This window comes from Paraglaciecola sp. QJM3NY_14 (genome assembly GCF_056173245.1).
In genome coordinates, this window is the sequence record NZ_CM149664.1 from 3943664 (window position 1) to 3963800 (window position 20137).

15 protein-coding genes are annotated in these 20137 nt (G+C 44.4%); 7 read left to right on the forward strand and 8 right to left on the reverse strand.

From position 1 onward, the window contains the following. The first annotated feature begins 41 nt into the window (after positions 1-41). Entirely contained in the window at positions 42-779 is a 738-nt protein-coding gene (locus tag AC0VYA_RS16930; RefSeq protein ID WP_011576094.1) for a DUF481 domain-containing protein, read from the forward strand. 68 nt (positions 780-847) lie between these two features. On the opposite strand, the gene AC0VYA_RS16935 is transcribed toward AC0VYA_RS16930, so the two are convergent. The 8 genes from AC0VYA_RS16935 to AC0VYA_RS16970 all read right to left on the reverse strand — a co-directional run bounded on the left by AC0VYA_RS16935 (position 848) and on the right by AC0VYA_RS16970 (position 13402). Next, positions 848-2053 (reverse strand): hypothetical protein, encoded by a 1206-nt coding sequence (locus tag AC0VYA_RS16935; RefSeq protein ID WP_475491084.1) that lies wholly within the window; start codon positions 2051-2053, stop codon positions 848-850. A gap of 23 nt (positions 2054-2076) precedes the next feature. Beyond that, positions 2077-4434 (reverse strand): putative bifunctional diguanylate cyclase/phosphodiesterase, encoded by a 2358-nt coding sequence (locus AC0VYA_RS16940; protein ID WP_475489037.1) that lies wholly within the window; start codon positions 4432-4434, stop codon positions 2077-2079. Then, positions 4427-5035, reverse strand: a complete 609-nt coding sequence (locus AC0VYA_RS16945) for a methylamine utilization protein (RefSeq protein WP_475489038.1) — start codon at positions 5033-5035, stop codon at positions 4427-4429. The genes AC0VYA_RS16940 and AC0VYA_RS16945 overlap by 8 nt, the downstream gene beginning before the upstream one ends. A gap of 159 nt (positions 5036-5194) precedes the next feature. Next, entirely contained in the window at positions 5195-8938 is a 3744-nt protein-coding gene (locus tag AC0VYA_RS16950; protein WP_475489039.1) for a FimV/HubP family polar landmark protein, read from the reverse strand. Positions 8939-9345: 407 nt separating this feature from the next. Further along, the gene (locus tag AC0VYA_RS16955; RefSeq protein WP_011576099.1) at positions 9346-10362 is read right to left on the reverse strand and encodes an aspartate-semialdehyde dehydrogenase; all 1017 of its coding nucleotides are present in this window, start codon (positions 10360-10362) and stop codon (positions 9346-9348) included. 40 nt (positions 10363-10402) lie between these two features. Further along, on the reverse strand, positions 10403-11527 hold the full coding sequence (locus tag AC0VYA_RS16960; RefSeq protein WP_475489040.1) for a 4-phosphoerythronate dehydrogenase: 1125 nt from the start codon (positions 11525-11527) through the stop codon (positions 10403-10405). A gap of 229 nt (positions 11528-11756) precedes the next feature. After that, complete coding sequence (locus tag AC0VYA_RS16965; RefSeq protein WP_475489041.1) at positions 11757-12650, reverse strand: alpha/beta fold hydrolase; 894 nt, start codon at positions 12648-12650, stop codon at positions 11757-11759. Further along, a complete protein-coding gene (locus tag AC0VYA_RS16970) occupies positions 12650-13402 on the reverse strand; it encodes a class II aldolase/adducin family protein (protein ID WP_475489042.1) in 753 nt (250 codons plus the stop codon). The genes AC0VYA_RS16965 and AC0VYA_RS16970 overlap by 1 nt, the downstream gene beginning before the upstream one ends. 96 nt (positions 13403-13498) lie before the next feature. Here AC0VYA_RS16970 and AC0VYA_RS16975 point away from each other — a divergent pair, with 96 nt between their 5' ends. From AC0VYA_RS16975 to AC0VYA_RS17000, 6 genes are all read left to right on the forward strand, one after another. After that, positions 13499-14191, forward strand: coding sequence for a Crp/Fnr family transcriptional regulator (locus AC0VYA_RS16975; RefSeq protein ID WP_475489043.1), 693 nt, complete (start codon positions 13499-13501; stop codon positions 14189-14191). A 135-nt stretch (positions 14192-14326) separates the two neighbouring features. Continuing rightward, complete coding sequence (locus tag AC0VYA_RS16980) at positions 14327-16480, forward strand: TonB-dependent receptor (RefSeq protein ID WP_475489044.1); 2154 nt, start codon at positions 14327-14329, stop codon at positions 16478-16480. Positions 16481-16515: 35 nt separating this feature from the next. After that, positions 16516-17589 carry a sensor histidine kinase gene (locus AC0VYA_RS16985; RefSeq protein WP_475489045.1) on the forward strand — a complete coding sequence of 358 codons (1074 nt, stop codon included), beginning with the start codon at positions 16516-16518 and terminating at the stop codon, positions 17587-17589. After that, complete coding sequence (locus AC0VYA_RS16990) at positions 17582-18109, forward strand: response regulator transcription factor (protein ID WP_011576106.1); 528 nt, start codon at positions 17582-17584, stop codon at positions 18107-18109. Before AC0VYA_RS16985 ends, AC0VYA_RS16990 begins: the two co-directional genes overlap by 8 nt. A gap of 374 nt (positions 18110-18483) precedes the next feature. Then, positions 18484-19500: a hypothetical protein gene (locus tag AC0VYA_RS16995; protein WP_475489046.1), complete on the forward strand. Its 1017-nt coding sequence runs from the start codon at positions 18484-18486 to the stop codon at positions 19498-19500. Next, positions 19500-20129 carry a hypothetical protein gene (locus AC0VYA_RS17000; protein ID WP_011576108.1) on the forward strand — a complete coding sequence of 210 codons (630 nt, stop codon included), beginning with the start codon at positions 19500-19502 and terminating at the stop codon, positions 20127-20129. Before AC0VYA_RS16995 ends, AC0VYA_RS17000 begins: the two co-directional genes overlap by 1 nt. Positions 20130-20137 lie beyond the last annotated feature (8 nt).

Sequence of the window (20137 nt, forward strand, 5' to 3'; positions counted from 1 at the left end):
CGCCCTAACAAATTTACTTTTCAACTTAAGGATATTTTTAAATGAAAAAAACGCTTATCGCCACTGGATTACTCCTTGCGGGAAATGCCTTCGCCCAAGAAGAAGTTAAACCATTTTCTATGGATGGCGAGCTGGGTTTTATCGCTACCTCAGGTAACACAGAAACCACGTCTTTGAATGCTAAGTTATCTGCTCATCAAGAGTTAGAGCAATGGAGTAATGATTTCTTATTCGAGGGTTTATATAAGAAAGATGATGTCACCCTTGATGATGATACTAGTGAAAGCCAAACTACAGCGCAGAAATTCTTTATCTCTGGTCAAGGTAACTACAAGTTAGCCAACCCTGATCACCGTTTATTCGCGTTCGGTTCATACGAAGATGACCGTTTCAGCAGCTTTAATTATCAATCAACCGTTGCCGCGGGTTGGAGCCAAAAGTTGTGGGACAACGAAACCACCAAGTTTGAATACAGTGTGGGTCCTGGTTACTCTTTTGCTGAAACCTCTGAAGGCGAAGACGCTGACAGCTTCATCGTCCGTGGGGCATTGGGCTTCAATTGGAAAATTTCTGATACCGCAACGTTCAAACAAACAATGAGTACGGAAGTCGGTGAAGATAACACTAAGTCTAAGTCCATTAGCTCTATCTCAGCCAAAATAAACAGTTCATTATCAATGAAACTAACCTTAACGTTCGATCACAACTCGAGTGTGTCTGAAGGAATAGAAAAGCTAGATACGCAAACAGCAGCAACCATCGTTTACACTTTCTTCTAAACAACGGTCAAGCTTAAAAAGAAACGGCAACCATGGGTTGCCGTTTTTGTATCTATATATTTATACTGCTAGCGCCATCTGTACTGCGCCACGGCAAGGGTTTGTTGCTGATTTTGTCTTTGTTGTTCGCCGAGCGTCGAACGAATATCAGCGCGATTACGATTAAAATGTTGCTCTAGCCCCACTTGCCAATTTTTATCAATAGTATAGCGCCATGCCAAGGTCATAGCCTGCCCGTCGCTGTTGTTTGGATCATCTGGGAATATGTCATCTTCCCTCACCTCAAAGTCATCGTAGCGAGCGCTGAATCGATGTGAGCCGACTTTATGGCTGTACATCACGTAGTATGCGTCGAAATTAATGTATACGAACCGCTGCCCCATGTGGCTGCTGCCTGTTAACCATTGGGCAATGAATCGTCCATTTGCCGTGACGTCATGTGAGAACGCTAACGAATGAAACTTAGTACGCCAAGCGTATAAACGCTGAGAATTCACGACGTTTGGATTGGCTTGATTGTCGTAAAAATAATAACGGACTTTGCTTCTGTGATAGTAATTCAGATGTGCACCTAGGTAATACCCCACTCTGCTATCAAGCTCATGAAATGGCTCCACATAAGATGGATGAAAAATTCCGTTAGGATCCACAACCGTAGGGTAATTAGCGAAAACAACTCTATCATTGTGCAAGCTTTGTCTATCGTGCATTGCAAAGCCTCGCCAGCTAAGCACGGTACCCAAGGTATCGTTGCCTTTAAATGCCCCTGCTGTTACTTCCCAAGTCAATGGACTGCGACGACTGCGCCCGGAACTAAATAACGATCCCTCGATACCCGCAACCCTGAGTTCTTCACCAATCCAACTGTTGATAGCAGATTGCGTATAGGTATAGGGCGATAACCATCCTAAATCAACATTCTCAAGAGACAAACGCGGGTAAAAAAAACCTGCTCGCCCTTTAAACCGGACCTGGCGATGAGACAAAGGCTTATAGTGTATGGTGGCTTGTGAGATACCCAAGCGCTGTTCACCTAACTGATACAGGTTAGCACTGACGTCATAGGAAAAACTCGATGATAACCGATCCGTTATTCTCAATACGCCTTGCTGTAAATGCACTGCATTATCTTCATACGCAAGAATACCGGTCCCTTTATCAAGCCACGGCGCATGCTCATCACCGTGCACAATATTCGCCTGAATGAGGCCGCTGAGTTGCTGGGCACTTACAGGGATTTGCCAACCGACTATTACATAAAAGCCGAGTAACATCACAGACACAAAACGCGATAACCTCATTGTGAGCACGAAGCCAATCCCTGGTCGGTAAACATTTCATACCAAGAGATTAATTCATCAGCGCGCAATGCCTTAGTCATATAGTAGCCTTGCGCCTTGGTGCAACCGACTTCTCTTAAAAATTCTAACGTTTCAAGGTCTTCAACTCCCTCAGCCACGGTTGTAAGCCCTAGATTTTGCGCTAAGCTGACTAGCGTTTTCACCATCACTCTGTCTTCTTGGTTTGTGGCTAGCGCAAGTACAAATGCCTTATCAATTTTGAGTTCATCTACCGGCATTTTTTTCAATTGAGCCATCGAAGAATACCCTGTACCAAAGTCATCGATAGACAAGGTAACCCCCATATCTCGGAGCAGGTTTAATGCCTTAAGGGCATTTTCTGGATCGCCCATAACCGCGCTTTCAGTCACTTCCATTGTCAATGCACTGGGGGGTAAATCAAACTCATTGAGCAAAGATTCAATGCTCGCTGGTAACGATAAATCAACTAAATCGATCGCTGAAATATTCACTGCCACGGAAAAACATATGTTCTTATCACGCCATCGTTTGACTTGCTCACACGCTGTTCTTAATGCCCATTGGGTAACGTGGCGAATAGCGCCTGTTTGCTCGGCTAGTGGAATAAAATCATCAGGGGGAACGAAGCCATGTTCAGGGTGAAACCAGCGTATTAGGCATTCCAGCGTCTCTATTTTGTCGCTCGCGATGGTTAACTTCGGTTGGTAATACAGCTCTAATTGTCCCTCGCCTAACGCGCCTTTAAGCTGTGACATCAGGCTCAACCGAACCACTGAGTGCTTGTTAAGTGCATCATTATAAAGGGCGAATGGATTATGCTGATCTTTACAACTGTACATCGCAATATCAGCACATTGCATAAGCCCTTGCAGCGACGAAGCGTGTTGTGGATAAAGGGCAATCCCCATTGAGCAGTCCACATCTAGTACTAGATTTTCTATCTTAAAGGGCTGCTCGAAGACGCTCAGGAGATTTTGAGCCACATCTTGCGGGCGTGTATTGGCCTCTTGAAGGCCGACCCAAGCATATTCATCTCCCCCTAATCGCGCACAGAAACCCTTGTTTTGCGTATGACTATGTAAACGCTTGGCGATGGCAATAAGCAGTTCGTCGCCTAAATCATGACCTAGGGTATCGTTTATCTCTTTGAATCGGTCTACATCTATCATCAACACGATCAACTCGCATTCTGGTGCTTGCCTGATCATGTCGCTGATATGGTTAGAAAACTGGATGCGGTTTGGGATATGAGTTAGCTCGTCAAAATATGCCAGTTGGTGAATTTGCGCTTCACGATCTTGGATACCTAGTTGCATATCACTAAAGGCGCTGGAAAGCGTTTCTACTTCTCGAGTGTTTGCACTAGGAAAACTATCAACATTCTCACCGGCACGCATTCTGCGCGCGGCATCTATCAATTGCTTCAATGGTTTGGTGATTTCGCGTGATAGCAGTGTCGCACCTAACAAACCCAGCGCGGCAGCGGCCAACAAAATGAAGATTAATTGACCAATTAAACTTTCATTAGAAAGAAACGCATCATCTTCGTCCATCGACAATACAATAAAAGCCGATTCCCCTTGCCAAGTGCCAAGCTCAAAAGCACTGTAAATGATGCTGGTAGAATTTAATGGTAACCTGTGAAGCCCTTGCGATTTAGCGATTTCGCCTTGCTTTTGGCCCGCGACGAAATGCGCTTCAGGGGTCGCTCCCAACAGCACACTGGCATTGCCACCGAACAGTGATATTTGCATATCGGTTAAATCCACTAGATGTGGTGTGAACAATTTCTTTGCATCAATCCCCATCACGACCCAAGCATTGATATGGCCTGACGTTTCGACAAAGCGCACTGGTGTTGAGCGCATAAGGTAGTTACGCCCTTGGTAAGTAAACCAATGTAACGCTGCTTTGGAGAAAGCAGGAACGACTTGCTTGCTATTTTCAAACGGCGATTGCGCTTCAATAAGTGGTGTGAAGTCCTTACTCAAAACCCAGTAGATATCTGCTCCTAAACGGCTTTGGTAGTTTGACATAGCGGAGCTTAATGAGCGTTGATCATTTTTAGCTGTTGCTATGAGTTGCTTCATGCTGAAATCTTTGGCGAGTGTGGCCATTCCGTTATCTAGCGCACTGGCTCGTCCCTCCACATTGTCCTGAACGACTGCAGCAGAAGTTTGAATATGATTCATTAGTTGAGCACTAGCGTGTTTGAACGTGGCTTGCTGAACGAAATAAATGGTTACCACGACGATAATACTAAGCAAAAGCAAAAATATGAAAGACATCCGCATTTGCAAAGATGGTTTAATCAATACGCTTTTGTTACTCATATTCACCGAATTCATCTGCCGCATCTTCAAAAGCATTTACATCAGGTAACAGAGCAGAAGGCACACTCATACTCACGTGAGTATCACCTTGTATTGATAACATCATTTGAAATGACTCTGGGCTATCGCTAATACGTGGATGCCATGCTTTAAGAGTATATTCACCGTCAGGCACGCTGATTGTCACCTCGCCTGCGTGGTCCGATTTTTTAAAATACGGTGTATCCACTACATAGATGTAACCCAGCATCCAGTCATGCACGTTACACCCCATTTCCACCACTCCAAGGTTGTCGAACAATAACGGATCCGCCCGTAAGCCCTTATATAACTCTAACTCAAACACCTTGGCGCTAGAGAACGAGTATACGTGATGCTGAATCGAGTCAGAATTAGGAAAACTCACTTGAGTGTTACGCTGAACAGCAAGAATATGCGGGTAAAACTGGGTGTCGACTTGATCCATGATCGCCATGTTTTCAATAGGCTCGACAGATACCGTTTTCGGTATAAGATAAACCACAGCATTCGCCAATGGTTTTTGCTGATTATCCAAAAGGGTAACCGCAATGTTGCCAGCAAAACTGACTGAATTTGCCATGATTAGCAATAGAAAGAGAATGAACCTGGTCACAGCCGCCTCAATTTTTTGAATAATACTAACTTATTTTTTGTTGATGTATTATATAAAGACGCTTCTTTACGACATTTAATGGGGCAGAGACAACGAAATCACGTCGTCTTTGTCATAGTTTCTTACTTAGTCATTTTCGGATAGGCTAGCCAGCACACGCTTAGCTTCATCTGATTGCGGGGGGTGTCCGTTTTCGATGATTTCTTCAAGTAGCTCCGTAGCTGATTCTGTCTCACCTATTTCGATATAGGCATGCGCCAAATCAAGCTTAGCGCCAAAGCCGTCGTCACTGTCCACGTCAATATGATCAACGTCGTCTTGTGCCCCTGAAAACTCCCCCATCACAGACTCTAAATCTAGCGCTTTTTCCGGTGAGGGATCCGCCGTGATACTGTCATTAAGCAAGTCGTCAACGTCCAGAAAATCGCGCTCTTGTTCATGGGGATCGCTTTCTTCCAGTAAGGTTGCGATGTCCACCGCATCGTCAATATCCTGTCCGGCTTGATTGGTATTGCTGGGTGACGGCGTGTTTTCGGTCGTTGCAGAAATGGCGTCGCCCAAATCTTCATCTAAACTTTGCAACATGTCATCGAATGAGGCGGATTCTAGGTTCTCGATGGCCCCTTTGTCGTCTTCATCTACTTCGTTTAACCAGTCCCCTAGTTCAGGGAATTCATCTAACTCTTCACTGTCTTTATCAAAGGACGGTGCTAATGATTCGTTATCAGATAACGCTGCGCTATTGCTAGAGTTATCGTCTAGAACAAAGTTATCTAGCGCACGCTCTAACTCATCATCATCAAAATCACCTATGGCATCTATGTCGTCTAAATCCATTGCATCAGATGACAGCTCACTTTCCTCAGACTGAGATGGCACTACACTGGTTTCAGGCCCATCGTCGTCAAAATCTGCAAGTGCTTTTTCTAATTCACCGTCATCGAAATCACTCAAGCCATCTATATCATCCAAATCCATAGGATCAGACAAGGTGTCGCTTTCACCCGCTTGAGAGGGTTCGTCATTTGCCTTAGCTGTCGATTCATCGAAATCAGCAAGTGCTTGCTCTAACGCATTATCTTCATCGAGAACATCTGATTCAGTATCTGATTCCAGCTCTTCATCTTCTGCCTCGTCGACTGATTCGTCAGCGGCTGTCGCCTTAGATGCTGTTTCCTCTGTTAACGGCTGTGATTCCTCTGTCACAAACTCGTCGGTCTGCTCAGCTATCGGCGCTGATGCTTCATTACCTTTCCCAGGCTCTTCTTCTGCAGGTTCGTCTATTAATTCGTCAGCAATTGCTGCCTCAGGCAATGTGCCCTCTTCTAACAACTCTGATTTATCTGCTGCAAGCTCTTCAAGCGGCTCGTCCTCTGTCGCCGGCTTTTCATCTACTGAGTCATCTACTAACTGATCAACATCTGCTGCTTCTGGGGTTAGACTTTCTTCTAAAGGCTGTGATTCCTCTGTTACAAACTCGTCGAGCTCCTCAACCGTCTGCGTTGATTCTTTATGGTCTGTCCCAGTCTCTTCAAGCGGCGCATCTTCTGTTGTCCGTTTTTCATCTATGGAGTCATCTACGGAGTCGTCTACTGACTCGTTAGCGTCTGCTACTTCTGGGGTTAAATCTTCTTCTAGAGGCTGTGATCCCTCTGTTACAAACTGGTCGACTTGCTCAACCGTCTGCGTCGACTCTTCATCTTCTGATTCTTCAGTGTTTGCCGCCTCTGGGGTTAAATCCTCTTCTAGAGGCTGTGATTCCTCTGGTAAATTTTCCTCTTCTGAGAGCGCTGATTCTTCTGTTTCGAACTCGTCGGCCTGCTCATCGGTCAGCGTTGGCTCTTCAACTTCAGTCCCGAACTCTTCATCTGCTGGCTTCAAATCTTCTACTGACAGATTTTCAACATCATGTTCAATTTTTACAGACTCATGGCTATCAGCTTCAGCAAAGATATCGCCTAGCCCTTCTGTAATCTTGTCTAATTCCTGAATATCATGTTGCGGCGTACCGGTAAATTCTGGCTCGGATGCATCCTCTTCGTCGGGGAGCATATCCTGCATCATCTCGACTTGTTCAAGTTCATCAATCAAGTTGCTGGTGATGTTGTCTAGCTCTTCACTTTGCGATGCAATTTCTTTATCGAGTTGCTCGAGCATATCTTCATTGATAGGATCATCTGCATTTACTTCAGATGATTCTGGTAATTCAGGTTTAGGCTCAACGAGTAAATCATCAATACTGATCTCAGGTTGCTCATCACTGTCATCTACCTGGGAGACTGCACTAGCCTCGCTTGATGTTTCCTGTAATAGCTCGTTAGATGCATCACCAGTGGCTTCGACGTCCGGATCATCCGACTCGTTATCGTCTAAATCTAAGTCTTCATCCCCTAGCTCTTCAACAATTTCGGCTTCGGTTGCGCTCTCTACTTTCGCCGACTCGTCGAGATCTATATCAAAGTCAAACTCTTCGTCGTCTGAGGCGCTCGACTCCTCAGTGTTTTCAGGTTCAGGAGTTTGTGCTTGCGTGTCGTCTATTTCGACCTTATCAGTTTCGGCTTCTTGCGCGTCAGCCTGAATTTCTTCCTTATCTTCATCAGACAGGCTGATGTTATCCATTTCTTCATCAATTTCAGCCAACAGATCGTCTTCATCTTCGAATAGGTTGTCTAAATCATCTTGGTCAAGTTCGTCACTCCCTGCTTCAAACTCTTCTGTCGGGTTGAGTTCGCTATCTGGCACCAACATATCATCGCCAAGATCATCGAATTCTTCCTTTCCAGCAAGTTCTGATGTGTCATCTAACTCTTGCGTGTCTTCAAATGAGTCTTTCAGCTCTTCTGCTAATACATCGTCGGGAGCATCTTGTTCGCCAAATAAATTATCGTCATCTAATTCCGAAGTTAATTCTTCGCTCAATGCATCAGACAGATCATCCATCTCACTGGCCACGTAAGTATCAGCCGGCTCATCTTTTGTCGCCAATAAGTCTAGATCCATCTCCTGCGGCTTTTTACGCTTCATTAGCCAGAAAGCAAAACCACCTAAGATAAGCAAAGAAATTAAGATAGAGGAGATAATCAAGGTCAGTGGTTTCATCAGCCAGTCTGTGAAACCGCCTTCTTGCTGCTGTGCCAACGCTTTGGCCTCAGCATCACGTGATTTAGCAAGAAGCTCTTCAATGCTCTTGCCCATTTGCGACATTTGTTCGTCTCGGATTTCTTCTTGACTGCGAATTTCTGCTAAGTCTTTGTTAACCGAATCAAGGCTTTCGAAAACGCGCTGGTTTTCATTGAGAATAGTTTGAACGCTGAGAATAGACTCGGCAAATTGTTGCCGAATTTCTTGAAATTGACGATTTTGTTCCTCATCGATAGCACCTAAACGTTTTTCAATTATGTCTTTGGTTTCGTCTAAATCGTCTTTACTGGCTAATTTTTTATTGACGTTACCTGTTGCGCCATCGCCAAGAGTTTCGCCACCTAAATTAAGTAGCTGATTGTCGTAGCGCACTTTTGAAATAGCCTGAGCTTCGTTTACCCTATTCACATACTGAGACGCTGGTAGGCGCAAAATAGCCCCGTCTCTCATCAGGTTTATGTTATTGCGTTCAAAAGCATCGGGGTTAAGCTCGTAGGTCGCGAGCATCACTTGATATATGGAGTGATTGGTATTCTGTCTTGCATCGCTTGCAATACGCCAAAGTGTGTCAGCGGCCGTTATTGGGCCATATGTTTGACCTGAATAATCGGAATCGCTGCTTTTGGGACCTTTAATACGGATTTGCTGAAAATCGGCTGCGTGTAAACCAATAGAGAAGTTTAAGGTGAGGCTCGCTACAAATAAGAGGGCTAGCGTTCGCAAATTCATTGATCCTTTATGCCTCGAAATTAGGGTAAATAAGCCGCCATCAGGTTATTTACAATATCATTTATTATTATCGTTACGCGTACTTGCATACGACGAATCACAGCAAAAAATATTCCACAAATTCATAAACTAAGTGGATTACATCTTCACGTCTTACTATAAACCAGAAGATTCAGATGATCTAGAATGGCCTAGTCGCCACTTTCCTATCAATTCATCTAAGACCGGAACAACTCAAACATCACATGATTTATGATAAGGCTACGTCTTATTATCGACACATGCAGTAAAAATATGAATATATAAACCATCAAACTATAAGCGATTATTAGCACTATCGGCTGCACAAATAATTAACCCACGGCCGTAAAGTACGCACCGTGGGTCAACATTAGTCTATTCGGTGATTACATGTAATCGCGAATAAGCACCTCTGCAATTTGAACACTGTTAGTAGCAGCGCCCTTGCGCACGTTATCAGAAACAACCCACATATTCAGGCCATTGGGGTGGCTAATGTCGTTACGAACGCGCCCAACGTGAACATCATCGTTTCCGCTCGCATCACTTACTTGAGTAGGAAAGTCGGCTGGGTCTGCTTTTAGAACAATACCCGGCGCTTCAGCCAATAAGTTTTTCGCATCTTGTGCATCAATCGGAGTACGCGTTTCTATGTGTATCGCTTCACCGTGACCATAAAATACCGGAACACGCACTGCGGTGGCATTCACACGAATGCTTTCGTCACCCAAGATTTTCTGGGTTTCCCACACCATCTTCATTTCTTCTTTGGTGTAATCGTTATCTAAAAACACATCTATTTGCGGAATTACGTTAAACGCGATTTGACGACTAAACGCTTCAGGCTTTGCTTCTTGCCCGTTTAGGAGCGCGGCAGTTTGCTTCGCCAATTCATCCATAGATTCTTTCCCGCCACCTGATACAGACTGGTAAGTGCACACGTTAATGCGCTCAATACCCACTGCGTCGTGGATTGGTTTAAGTGCTACCATCATTTGGATTGTTGAACAGTTAGGGTTAGCGATGATGTTGCGGTTACGAAAATCAGCCAATGCATGAGCATTCACTTCCGGCACCACTAGAGGGATATCCGGTTCATAACGGTAGTGCGATGTATTATCGATAACCACGCAACCTGCTTCTGCAGCGATAGGTGCAAATTTCTCAGAAACACTGCCGCCTGCTGAAAAGAAACCTAATTGCACTAGGCTCCAATCAAAAGTATCTGCGTCTAGCACAGTTACTTCTTCACCCTTAAACGTCACCGTACCACCAGCAGAACGTGAACTTGCCAATGGGTAAAGTTTATTGACTGGAAATCCTCTTTGTTCAAGAATTTCAATCATGTGTTGTCCTACTAAACCAGTAGCACCCAACACGGCGACATCAAAAGACCGAGACATGTAGCATAACTCCTAAAATGTGATTGTTTATTTAAGTAACTTATTTACGGTTGAATCCGAGGGCGTAGATTGCCTCTGATCCGCTATAATTTCCAGTATTTACGCTAAGTGCAGCGAATTCTCTTCGAATAGAATAGTTTTTTCGGATATATCTAAACTGATCCGGCTGTTCAATGGTCTCTTTAAACTGCTTAGAGTCCTTTCGAATGTCGTAAACACTAAGCACTAACGCACTTAGTTGCGCTTGCCCGCTTAATGTTTCATCAAGCGTGATAATGCTTGGCTGGGGTGCCGGCAAATAATCGCTAAGCTTTTTTGTCGCATTAAAGCCAAATTGTTCGCACACCTGCTGATAAAGCATTTCAGTACCGCGCGCCTTTCCCTCAACAGTGTGCCCAGCGATGTGCGCCGTAGCTAATGCGATATAGGGTACGAGCGCTTGGTCGATATCTGGTTCGTTTTCCCACACATCTAACACAACATTTAGCTTGTACCCTGATTCAAAACTCTTTAACAACGCTTTATTATCAATGACTTCACCGCGACAGGCGTTAATCAAAAGCTGGTCTTCACGCAATTGCCCAATACGTTTAGCATCAAACATATGCCCTGTATTGTATTGACCGCCTTCAATTAAAGGCACATGCAAGCTAATGATATCGCACTGCATGATGGTATCCATATCGACAAAATCTCTGGTGTCGCCAGCATCGGCCAACGGGGGATCGCACAAATGGTAGCGAATACCCAGCGCTGTCAGTTTCTCAGTTAATCGAGTGCCTACATGGCCCGCCCCGACAATACCAACCGTTTTAGTCGTTAACTGCCAATCAAGCTTTTCAGCCATAACGAATAATGCACTAAGGACATATTCGGCAACGGCTACGGCATTGCAGCCCGCTGCAGAGTGAATATCTAATCCGCGGCTGCGCAAGTAATCCTTATCGAGATGATTAGTGCCTGCGGTAGCAGTACCCACATATTTGATGTTTTGATTAGCTTTAAGAAGCTCAGCATTGACCTTTGTCGTCGAGCGCACCAATAACACGTCGGCATCTGCGACAAGCTCACCATTAACGTCTTTGTGGGAAAAAACCTGACTGTCACCTAACCCTGCAAAAAATTCAGCAGCATAAGGCAGACTGTCTTCATAATAAATTTTCAACTAATAAGACCTCATAGCACGCCAGCGAATTTCCGCTACGCCTGAAAAAAGAGCGCAAGTATGCCACGCTGAATCAATAAGCTAAATGCCCACAAGGGTTTTTCTAAGGTGTTTAGGCAATGGTCTAATCACTTGCGTCTCTGAAAGTAGACCAAACCCGCGATACAATAGATGCACACCCTATAGGTTTATCAAAGCAACCCAGGTTATTGATCTATCAACGGTGTCATTAGCAATGTAGAGCCACAAATGCTTGATATAATTCTGTGACTTGCTGGGGCGCTTCAAGTTGAGGATAGTGACCCACATCCAGTTTATAGGTTTGAGCGCCAGGCAGTAATTTTTCAAATTGATGTAACATGTGCTGACCCGATATCGGATCGTGTATGCCGTTCACAAAGCACTGGGCAACGGGTGTATGCTGCATGGCAGTGAGCCATCGAGCCCCATGCACTTTGCGCTCATCTATATAGCCCAATAAGCTTGGCAGTACTCGTTTTCCTTGCTTCCATTCAAGTAACTCATACAAAATTGCAACGTGTTGTACTTCAGGCTGGCTTCGCGGGCCAAAGATTTTCGCAAAGCTGTTGTGCAAACTTCCTAAGCTCATCAATCTTGCCACCAAGGATCCTAAAGGGCTTTTAAGTAACGTTTGTGTGAGCAGCGGACGATGGTGATCCGCAAACAACCCTCCATTTAAATAACAAAGGCTTTTGATGTTCAAGCCCATTCTTTTTTCATGTTGGCGAGCCAATAACTCTTGGGCTACTGAGTCTCCATAATCATGAGCAAGAATATGGCATTGGCCAATTTGTAAATAGGTCATCAGTTCTTCAACAATATCCGCTTGCTCGAGCAAACTATAATCGTATTTGTGCGGCTTATCTGATAACCCAAGACCCAGTAAGTCCAAGCACACTAACCGGTATTTTTGACGTAAAACCTGCCATTGATCGTGCCAATCCCATGCTGCGCTGGGAAAGCCATGGATCAGTAAGATCCACGGTGCGTCATTTGTTACAGCTTCCTTGTCTTGTGCTGTCCAGTAGGCAATTTGGTGCTCACAAATTTGTGCGTAACTCGCACTTGATTGGTATTGCGCAAGACTAGAAAAATCACGCATTATTCGTCGTAGCCTGGATTGGTGCGATCAAGTTTACGTAAAATGCCCGGCCAAGCGAGAGCACCACCTGCTGAGCGTGTCACTTGTTTTGCTTGCGCTCTGATACCCGCCAAAATTTGCTCTGGAATGGAAATAAGTTCTTGTCCTGATGCTTGCGCTTGCAGCTGGATTTCACAAGAGCGTTGCAACAAGAACATCCCTAAAAATGCATCCGCGATAGAGTCTGCGCAGGTTAACAAGCCATGGTTACGCAAAATCATAAAGTTGGTGTTGCCAAGATCGGCCACCAATCGTTTTTTCTCCTCTGGGTTTAACGCAACCCCTTCATACTCGTGATAAGACATAGAGGATAATGCAAATAAAGACTGTTGGCTCAGAGGCTGTAGCCCTTCCTTTTGAGTGGAGACTGCAATGCCGGCAGTCGTGTGCAAATGCATGACACACTGGGCATCCTCGCGAGCTTCATGCACAGCACTGTGAATAACAAAACCGGCTGGGTTGATGTTGTAATCAGACGCCATCACCTTTTCGCCCTGTAAGTTAACTTTCACTAAACTCGATGCGGTCACTTCGTCAAACATCATTCCGTATGGATTGATTAAAAAGTGATGCTCAGGCCCAGGCACTCGCGCTGATATATGGGTAAAGACCAAATCATCCCAACCATAATGAGCGACCATACGGTAGGCAGCAGCCAAGTCGACTCTGGCTTTCCATTCTTGTTCACTGACATGTTGCTTTACTGATGACATTTATTTACTTCTTTTCGATTGTTAAATTTGTGTTCACAACTTAATCTACCGATACCATTCAAACTGTCGCCTATACGACAATCAAAGATAAATCCCATGTTATTAGACTCGATCAGGCCCATTCTTAGTCAAAGCTCTTGGTTCAAATCACTTCCTCAAGACGCGATTGAACAACTTGTCACTGCGGCAAAATTAAAGCGCCTAGACACAGGTCAATTGGTCTATCAAAAGCATGATTTAGGCGACGGCTTGTATTGCGTTATGTCAGGTAAGGTGCGTTTAAGCAATGTCACACTCGAAGGAAAAGAACTCATTTTAACCTGGATGCAACCCGGCAATTGGTTTGGGGAGATTTCACTGTTTGACGGATTACCACGGGCTCACGATGCTCATGCAGATGAGCCCTGTGAGTTACTGAAGATATCCAGTCAGGATTTTAAAGCGCTGCTGATTGAGCGCCCAGCACTTTACCCACATTTCATGCGTTTGCTGTGTCAGCGTATTCGCACCACATTTTCCTTCATCGATGAAACCGGAAGCTTGTCTCTAAAAGGGAAATTATGCGGTCGCATTTTACTGCTCGCTGAAGGCTTAGAGCATCAAGCTCCTATCGAAAACGGGTCGAGCTTGCGCATTTCTCAAGAATCTCTCGCCTTGATGCTGCACAGTTCAAGGCAAACAGTGAATAAGCTATTGCAAGAATTACAGCAGCAAGGCGTTATTAAAGTCCACTATGGGAAAATAACCATTTTGCAGCATGCAATGCTCAAAACCCTATGTCAGATTTAGTGCTCACTGCACCCGCACTAAATACTTACGACCATTACTGCTGTGCAGGCTTGCTTGGTGCGACAATTTGCCGCGTTTTCAGCGCCTATCGCCCTTTATATAATGGTGCTCCAATCAAGTCACATAAGACAGATAATGAAACCGTCATCTCCTCGCTCATCCTATATATGCTGTTTATCCCCCGTCGCTCTGGCCATCAGCAGCATCTTTTCTCATGCAATACATGCTGAAGAAACCATTGAAATAGTCGAAATCAATGGTCATCAACAAAATAATGCGAGTCAACTAGGGTCAGTGGACGAATTGTTAAAGCGTCAAGGTGTCGACTTTTCTGCTGCAGGTGGCATGTCGAGCTTACCGGTATTAAATGGCATGATGGGCGACAGAGTAAAAGTGTTAATTGATGGTGCTGATATTACCGCCTCTTGTGCTAATCACATGAATCCGCCTTTATCATATATATCCGCTAACCAAGTTCAGGTACTGAACGTTGTTGCTGGGATAAGCCCTGTCAGCGCAGGTGGTGATAACATTGCCGGCGTTATTAGCGTCAATGAGATTGCTCCACTGTACTTGGAAGGTAACGATGTGCGTTGGCATTCAGGTTACGGCTCAATGCAATACAACAGTAATAATCAAGCAAAATCAATAGGGCTAGGGGCCCGTATGGCAAGCCAAAATTTTAGTCTTGATTACCAAGGGGCTTTTGAGGATGCAAAAAGTTACGAAGACGGTCATGGTGACACAGTATTGGACACGTTATACAGGGCACAAAACCATGCATTAACTGCCGCGATAAAAGACAATAAACAGCAGCTCGCTGTTAAACTTACCCACCAGAATATCCCATTTCAGGGATTCCCTAATCAGTATATGGATATGACCGACAACAAGAGTTATGGCATGACTAGCTTGTATCGGCGTCAGCTTGATGAGGGAGATTTTGAAGTTCAAGTAAATTGGCACGGTGTTAAGCATGAGATGGGATTTTTCAGTGATGAAAAAACGGGCATGATGCCCATGAAAACGTCGGCAGATGATTATAGTTATCGATTGAACTGGCAATTTATCACCAGCACAAACAATACCGTCAATTTTGGACATGAGTACTTTGAGTATCATCTAGATGATTGGTGGCCTGCAGTTGAAGACTCTATGATGATGGGGCCAAACGATTACATCAATATTAATGACGGTAAGCGTCAGCGAATAGCTGTTTTTGCTGAAACATCTCAGTCACTCAATACCAATTGGTGGCTATCTGCTGGTATACGCCTTGAGCAGGTGACGACCAATACCGGTGAGGTTCAGCCTTATACCAATGACACATTGATGGACATGAGCTCAATGCATATGTCAATGGAGCCCAGCATGTCTATTAGTGCGTTAAACAATAACGATGCTGCAGATATTTTCAACGCAATGAACAGAAAACGTAGCAATACGTTAATAGATGCGACGCTCAGCACGCGCTACTTATTTAATGCCAGCCAGCAACTAGAATTGGCTATTGCCCGTAAAAGTCGAGCACCCAATTTATACGAACGTTACAGCTGGGGCGTCAGTACCATGGCGACCACAATGATAGGTTGGTTCGGTGACGGTAACGGTTATATAGGCAACCCCAACCTAGCACCAGAAACCGCCCACACTTTGAGCGTCAACTATAGCGATTCGCCAGTGGATAATGAATGGAAATTTAGTGCCAATGCTTGGTATACGTCTGTAAAAGATTACATTGATGCTGAAATAGTGAGTTCGTTTAATCATGCCTCGTCCGGTGCTGGCAACAGGAATATTCTGCAATTCACAAATTTAGATGCAACCTTATATGGGGTTAAGTTGAATGGGTCAATTCAGTTCTTAGATTCTGAAAAATGGGGGCTATGGCAACTGAACGCTAATCTATCCACCACTCGCGGCAAGAGGGATGACAACGAAGGTGACTTGTATCAAATAGTGCCACTTAAATCTGAATTGAAAGCCGAGCAAAAAATGGGGAACTGGCAAAACGCAATTGAATGGCAATGGGTAGCAAGTAAGAAAGATACAGATGAACGACGTTTAGAAAATAGCACCAAAAGCTATCATCTCATTAATGTGAGCAGCAAATTAACTTGGCAAGACGTTACCCTATCATTCGCAGTTAATAACTTATTTGACACTTACTATGCGTTACCTATGGGTGGTGTAAGCATCGCCGAATATAAAATGGATACCAGTCAAGGCTTCAGCCAATTAGCGGGCGCGGGGCGGTCTGTTAATATTGGCCTGAGTTACGCGTTCTAGTATTCTTGTGCGCTTTAGTTAAGAGCAAATAGCAAATGTTGTTACTGATGGCAATGGCGTGTAAACGTCAAATACGCCTAATCCCCTGGTTAATGCTGTGTTTGTTGATGTTGGAAGTCATTAGCATTAATACCTTAATAGCGCTTAATGGTGCCGCAAGTAATCCATTCAACGCGATACTGCTGGTTCCATTAGTATTGGCCTTTATGTTACTCCCCTTAGCGCATGCAGGGAGCTTGTTAATATTGAGTATCATTGCGCAATTTGTTCAAGTGCTATTGCTACCCGAACACGTCCATCATCAAGGCATGATGCAAGAGCACTCATATGCCATGGTTGGAAGTTTTGTTTTAACCAGTTTACTTATTGCCATCGTAGTGTGTTACTTCCGTTATCAAATTGCGGATCGTGAACGTATCTTACAGAAACTACGAGAGCGCCAACTGCGAGACGAGCAACTACTGGCGATTGGAACCGCTGCAGCGCAATTAACACACGATGTAGCGACGCCAGCTCAATCTATACGTTTATTATTAGAAGAAGGCGCCGAGCAGCAACGTTCAACAGGATGGTTACATGCGTTAGAGCAACAATTCCAGCGTATCGAACAACAGTTGCGCAATTGGCGAGTGGTTGCTGATGATGTAAGAGAACAGCGGATGCATAGATACAAGTTGGATGAATTAACCGATTCATTACGTCAGCTAATGCAAATATCTAGGCCAGAAGCAGAAATCCAGTGGCAGTCACAACGCAATGATAAGCAGCAGTTTATATTGGCAGATCGAACGCTACTGCCAGCGCTTACAAGTGTCATCATCAATGCATGTGAAGCGGCACTCAAAAGCCATAACCAGCGTGTATTGGTGAGCACTAACATAAGCAAAAGCGGTTGGCATTTGCAAATAGAGAACGAAGGGAGAGCCATGCCAGAGGAGGCTATCGCATCATTGGGCAGGCGGTTTTTCCCTAGTCACGAAGGCCACGGCATTGGTGCAGTTTTGACTAACGCGACCATCGAAAAATTTGCAGGGAAAGTAAATTGGCAGTTCAAAAACGACACCATGATAACCACGATTTATTTGCCTTTGGACTATACGCATGCGTAGCCTAATACTGATTGACGATGATGAGGCATTCTTAACCGTCATTAAGCGACGATTTCTGCAAACAGGCTTATTTACCGTCACCACTCACACCAGTGTTAGCGAAGCCTTACTGCAACCTGTTTCACCAACTCACGGAATATTACTCGATATGATGCTCGGCTCCGATTCAGGATTAGACGGCATCGAGGCATTAAAACGACATTTTCATCCTACCCATCTCATTATGCTTACTGGCTATGCCAGCATAGCGACTTCTGTGGAGGCCATGCGCCGTGGTGCAACTGACTACATTACCAAGCCGATTAGCTTTCAAGAGCTTGTACTGCGCTTCCAAGAAATCCCCGGTTCAAAGGAGCCTCCTCAAGCAAAACCTATGACGCCTGCTCAAGTTGAATGGGAACACATACAGCGAATTTTACTCAGCCACAATGGCAATATTAGTGTGACTGCCCATGCTCTGGGTATGCACAGAAGAACCTTACAACGAAAGTTGCAGAAATTTTCACCAAGCAAAAGTTAATACCAATATGGCGCGCTAAAACAATAAACGGCAAATATAAAAATAATGTGATGCTAATGTGCATATGCTAATACGGATGAAACCAACTTCATTGAATATGATTAGCCATACGCCCGCTGAAAATTCCAAATGAAATCCAATACTAAACAGCATGGCTTTAATCAAACACGCTTTTTTTAATATTCGAATGCCACAAAAATATACATTTATGTCTACTATCATTCATGTTGTCGCCCGTTAAACTCGCTTGGATTGATACCCAAAGATATAAAATGCCTAAAGACACCCATGTAGCCACCTTTAAGTTACGCAAGCAAACACGTATGAAGCAACGATACTGATGAAGTAAGGTCTAACAGGGATAGCTAAATAGCATGAAAAATGTTTACTTGCAGAAACGAACGTTAATCGCCCTAAGCGCATGTTCATCAACTTTTTTTGTAAATGCAGTCCCCCTAAACAGCCAATGGCTAATACAAAACAGCCGCTGGACAATCGACGCTTCCGCGCAGGTAAATCGTAATACCGACACCCAAAAAAATGCACAAAGCTATGCGCTAGGAGTGGATTTTCACAAAGTATTTAGCGATGACACTCACGATATCGGCACCCTTACCTTTCAACCTTACTTAGTAAAAATCAATAATGTAGGTCGCCCCCCATTTACGTTTGATGATGGAGATGACACGGAACTGACCTGGCGAATTGCAAATTTTAACTACACCGCGTTAGCGCAAGGTAAATTCAATGTTCGGCTAGGACACTTTGAAATACCCTATGGCTTAGAGTATGCCGAAGACACCAATGGTACATTGAGACAAATGACGGCCAGTGATCGTGGCATAAAAGCAGATTGGGGTATTTCTTTTAATGGCATTTTACCCTACCTAGAATATGAAGTGGCCTTTACGCGGGGCTCAGGGAACGAGATAAAAAGCACTGGCAACCCTCATGTAATTTCAGGTCGAATTGGTTCACCGAGCCAGCGTAACCTGATCACTGGTATTTCGTGGTTCAAAGGTGACGTTCTGACCAGAGATGGCTTGGTAGAGCGAGAAAGATATGGTATTGACGTGTCGTACTTCTATTACCAGTGGCAGTTTATGCTTGAATCATCTTGGGGTGAAACACAAGACAATGACACACGTCATAGCTTTGCCGAGGTTGCCTGGATGAGCCCTCAAGAGCACTGGAAAAGTTACCTTCAATTGGTTTATCAAGATATTGACGTTGAACGAAGGAACGACTTTGCAAGCTATTGGATATTCGGTCTAAGATGGCAAAATAACGATGGCTTCGATTTAAGTGCCCAGTTTAAACACGATCTTCATTCAGCGTCTACAATTGAGACAGCGCCAAATTTAAGCCTGCAAGTAAGGTATAGATTATAATGAAGAACAAATACCCACGTTTCATCGCCCCCACCATACGCTTAGGTTTGCTCGTTTTAGCCTTAGTAGCACCAACCGCCTACGCAGCTTTTTGTTCGTTACGAGACCCAATTTCAGCTATTCAAACCTTGTTCGATGAAGATAATCAATTTCGCTCCGTGGTCACCGATGTGACACACAAAGACAGAGAGCAACTTAAACAATTACTGCCATTTACAATACATCAAAGTGAAGTGGCCAAGCACACCTTGTACGTCGTGTACGACGGCGAAATACCTCTGGGGTTCTTACAGGCTCGCTCTGAATGGGCGAAATGGGGACTGGTGGAAATTGCTTGGGCAATGAATCTAGATAGAAGTATAAAAGGGTTTTATTTTCAGCGTTGCCGAAGCCCCCAATGCAATGACACCGTTGTAGCAAGTATATCTGAGGCGTTGAAAGGAAAGCACTTTTCTGATTTAAAAAGCCTACTCAGTAACGATGGAAACGCCTTGTCTGCTGCTGGTGAAGCGGCCTTCCCTATTGCCCCTAATTTAGCCCTTCTGACCTTGCATTCAGCGTTAAAAACACTGGCGATTACCGATATTAGTTGGCAGCACGAAATCCACAATATCACTCAGCGAGACTAAGGAAGTTA

What these genes read in the sequence shown, in the direction of transcription:
- AC0VYA_RS16930 (WP_011576094.1), top strand. Translation starts at nt 42, where the DNA reads ATGAAAAAAACGCTTATCGCCACTGGATTACTCCTTGCGGGAAATGCC.
- AC0VYA_RS16935 (WP_475491084.1), bottom strand. Translation starts at nt 2,053, where the DNA reads ATGTTACTCGGCTTTTATGTAATAGTCGGTTGGCAAATCCCTGTAAGT.
- AC0VYA_RS16940 (WP_475489037.1), bottom strand. Translation starts at nt 4,434, where the DNA reads ATGAGTAACAAAAGCGTATTGATTAAACCATCTTTGCAAATGCGGATG.
- AC0VYA_RS16945 (WP_475489038.1), bottom strand. Translation starts at nt 5,035, where the DNA reads ATGGCAAATTCAGTCAGTTTTGCTGGCAACATTGCGGTTACCCTTTTG.
- AC0VYA_RS16950 (WP_475489039.1), bottom strand. Translation starts at nt 8,938, where the DNA reads ATGAATTTGCGAACGCTAGCCCTCTTATTTGTAGCGAGCCTCACCTTA.
- AC0VYA_RS16955 (WP_011576099.1), bottom strand. Translation starts at nt 10,362, where the DNA reads ATGTCTCGGTCTTTTGATGTCGCCGTGTTGGGTGCTACTGGTTTAGTA.
- AC0VYA_RS16965 (WP_475489041.1), bottom strand. Translation starts at nt 12,650, where the DNA reads ATGCGTGATTTTTCTAGTCTTGCGCAATACCAATCAAGTGCGAGTTAC.
- AC0VYA_RS16970 (WP_475489042.1), bottom strand. Translation starts at nt 13,402, where the DNA reads ATGTCATCAGTAAAGCAACATGTCAGTGAACAAGAATGGAAAGCCAGA.
- AC0VYA_RS16975 (WP_475489043.1), top strand. Translation starts at nt 13,499, where the DNA reads ATGTTATTAGACTCGATCAGGCCCATTCTTAGTCAAAGCTCTTGGTTC.
- AC0VYA_RS16980 (WP_475489044.1), top strand. Translation starts at nt 14,327, where the DNA reads ATGAAACCGTCATCTCCTCGCTCATCCTATATATGCTGTTTATCCCCC.
- AC0VYA_RS16985 (WP_475489045.1), top strand. Translation starts at nt 16,516, where the DNA reads ATGTTGTTACTGATGGCAATGGCGTGTAAACGTCAAATACGCCTAATC.
- AC0VYA_RS16990 (WP_011576106.1), top strand. Translation starts at nt 17,582, where the DNA reads ATGCGTAGCCTAATACTGATTGACGATGATGAGGCATTCTTAACCGTC.
- AC0VYA_RS16995 (WP_475489046.1), top strand. Translation starts at nt 18,484, where the DNA reads ATGAAAAATGTTTACTTGCAGAAACGAACGTTAATCGCCCTAAGCGCA.
- AC0VYA_RS17000 (WP_011576108.1), top strand. Translation starts at nt 19,500, where the DNA reads ATGAAGAACAAATACCCACGTTTCATCGCCCCCACCATACGCTTAGGT.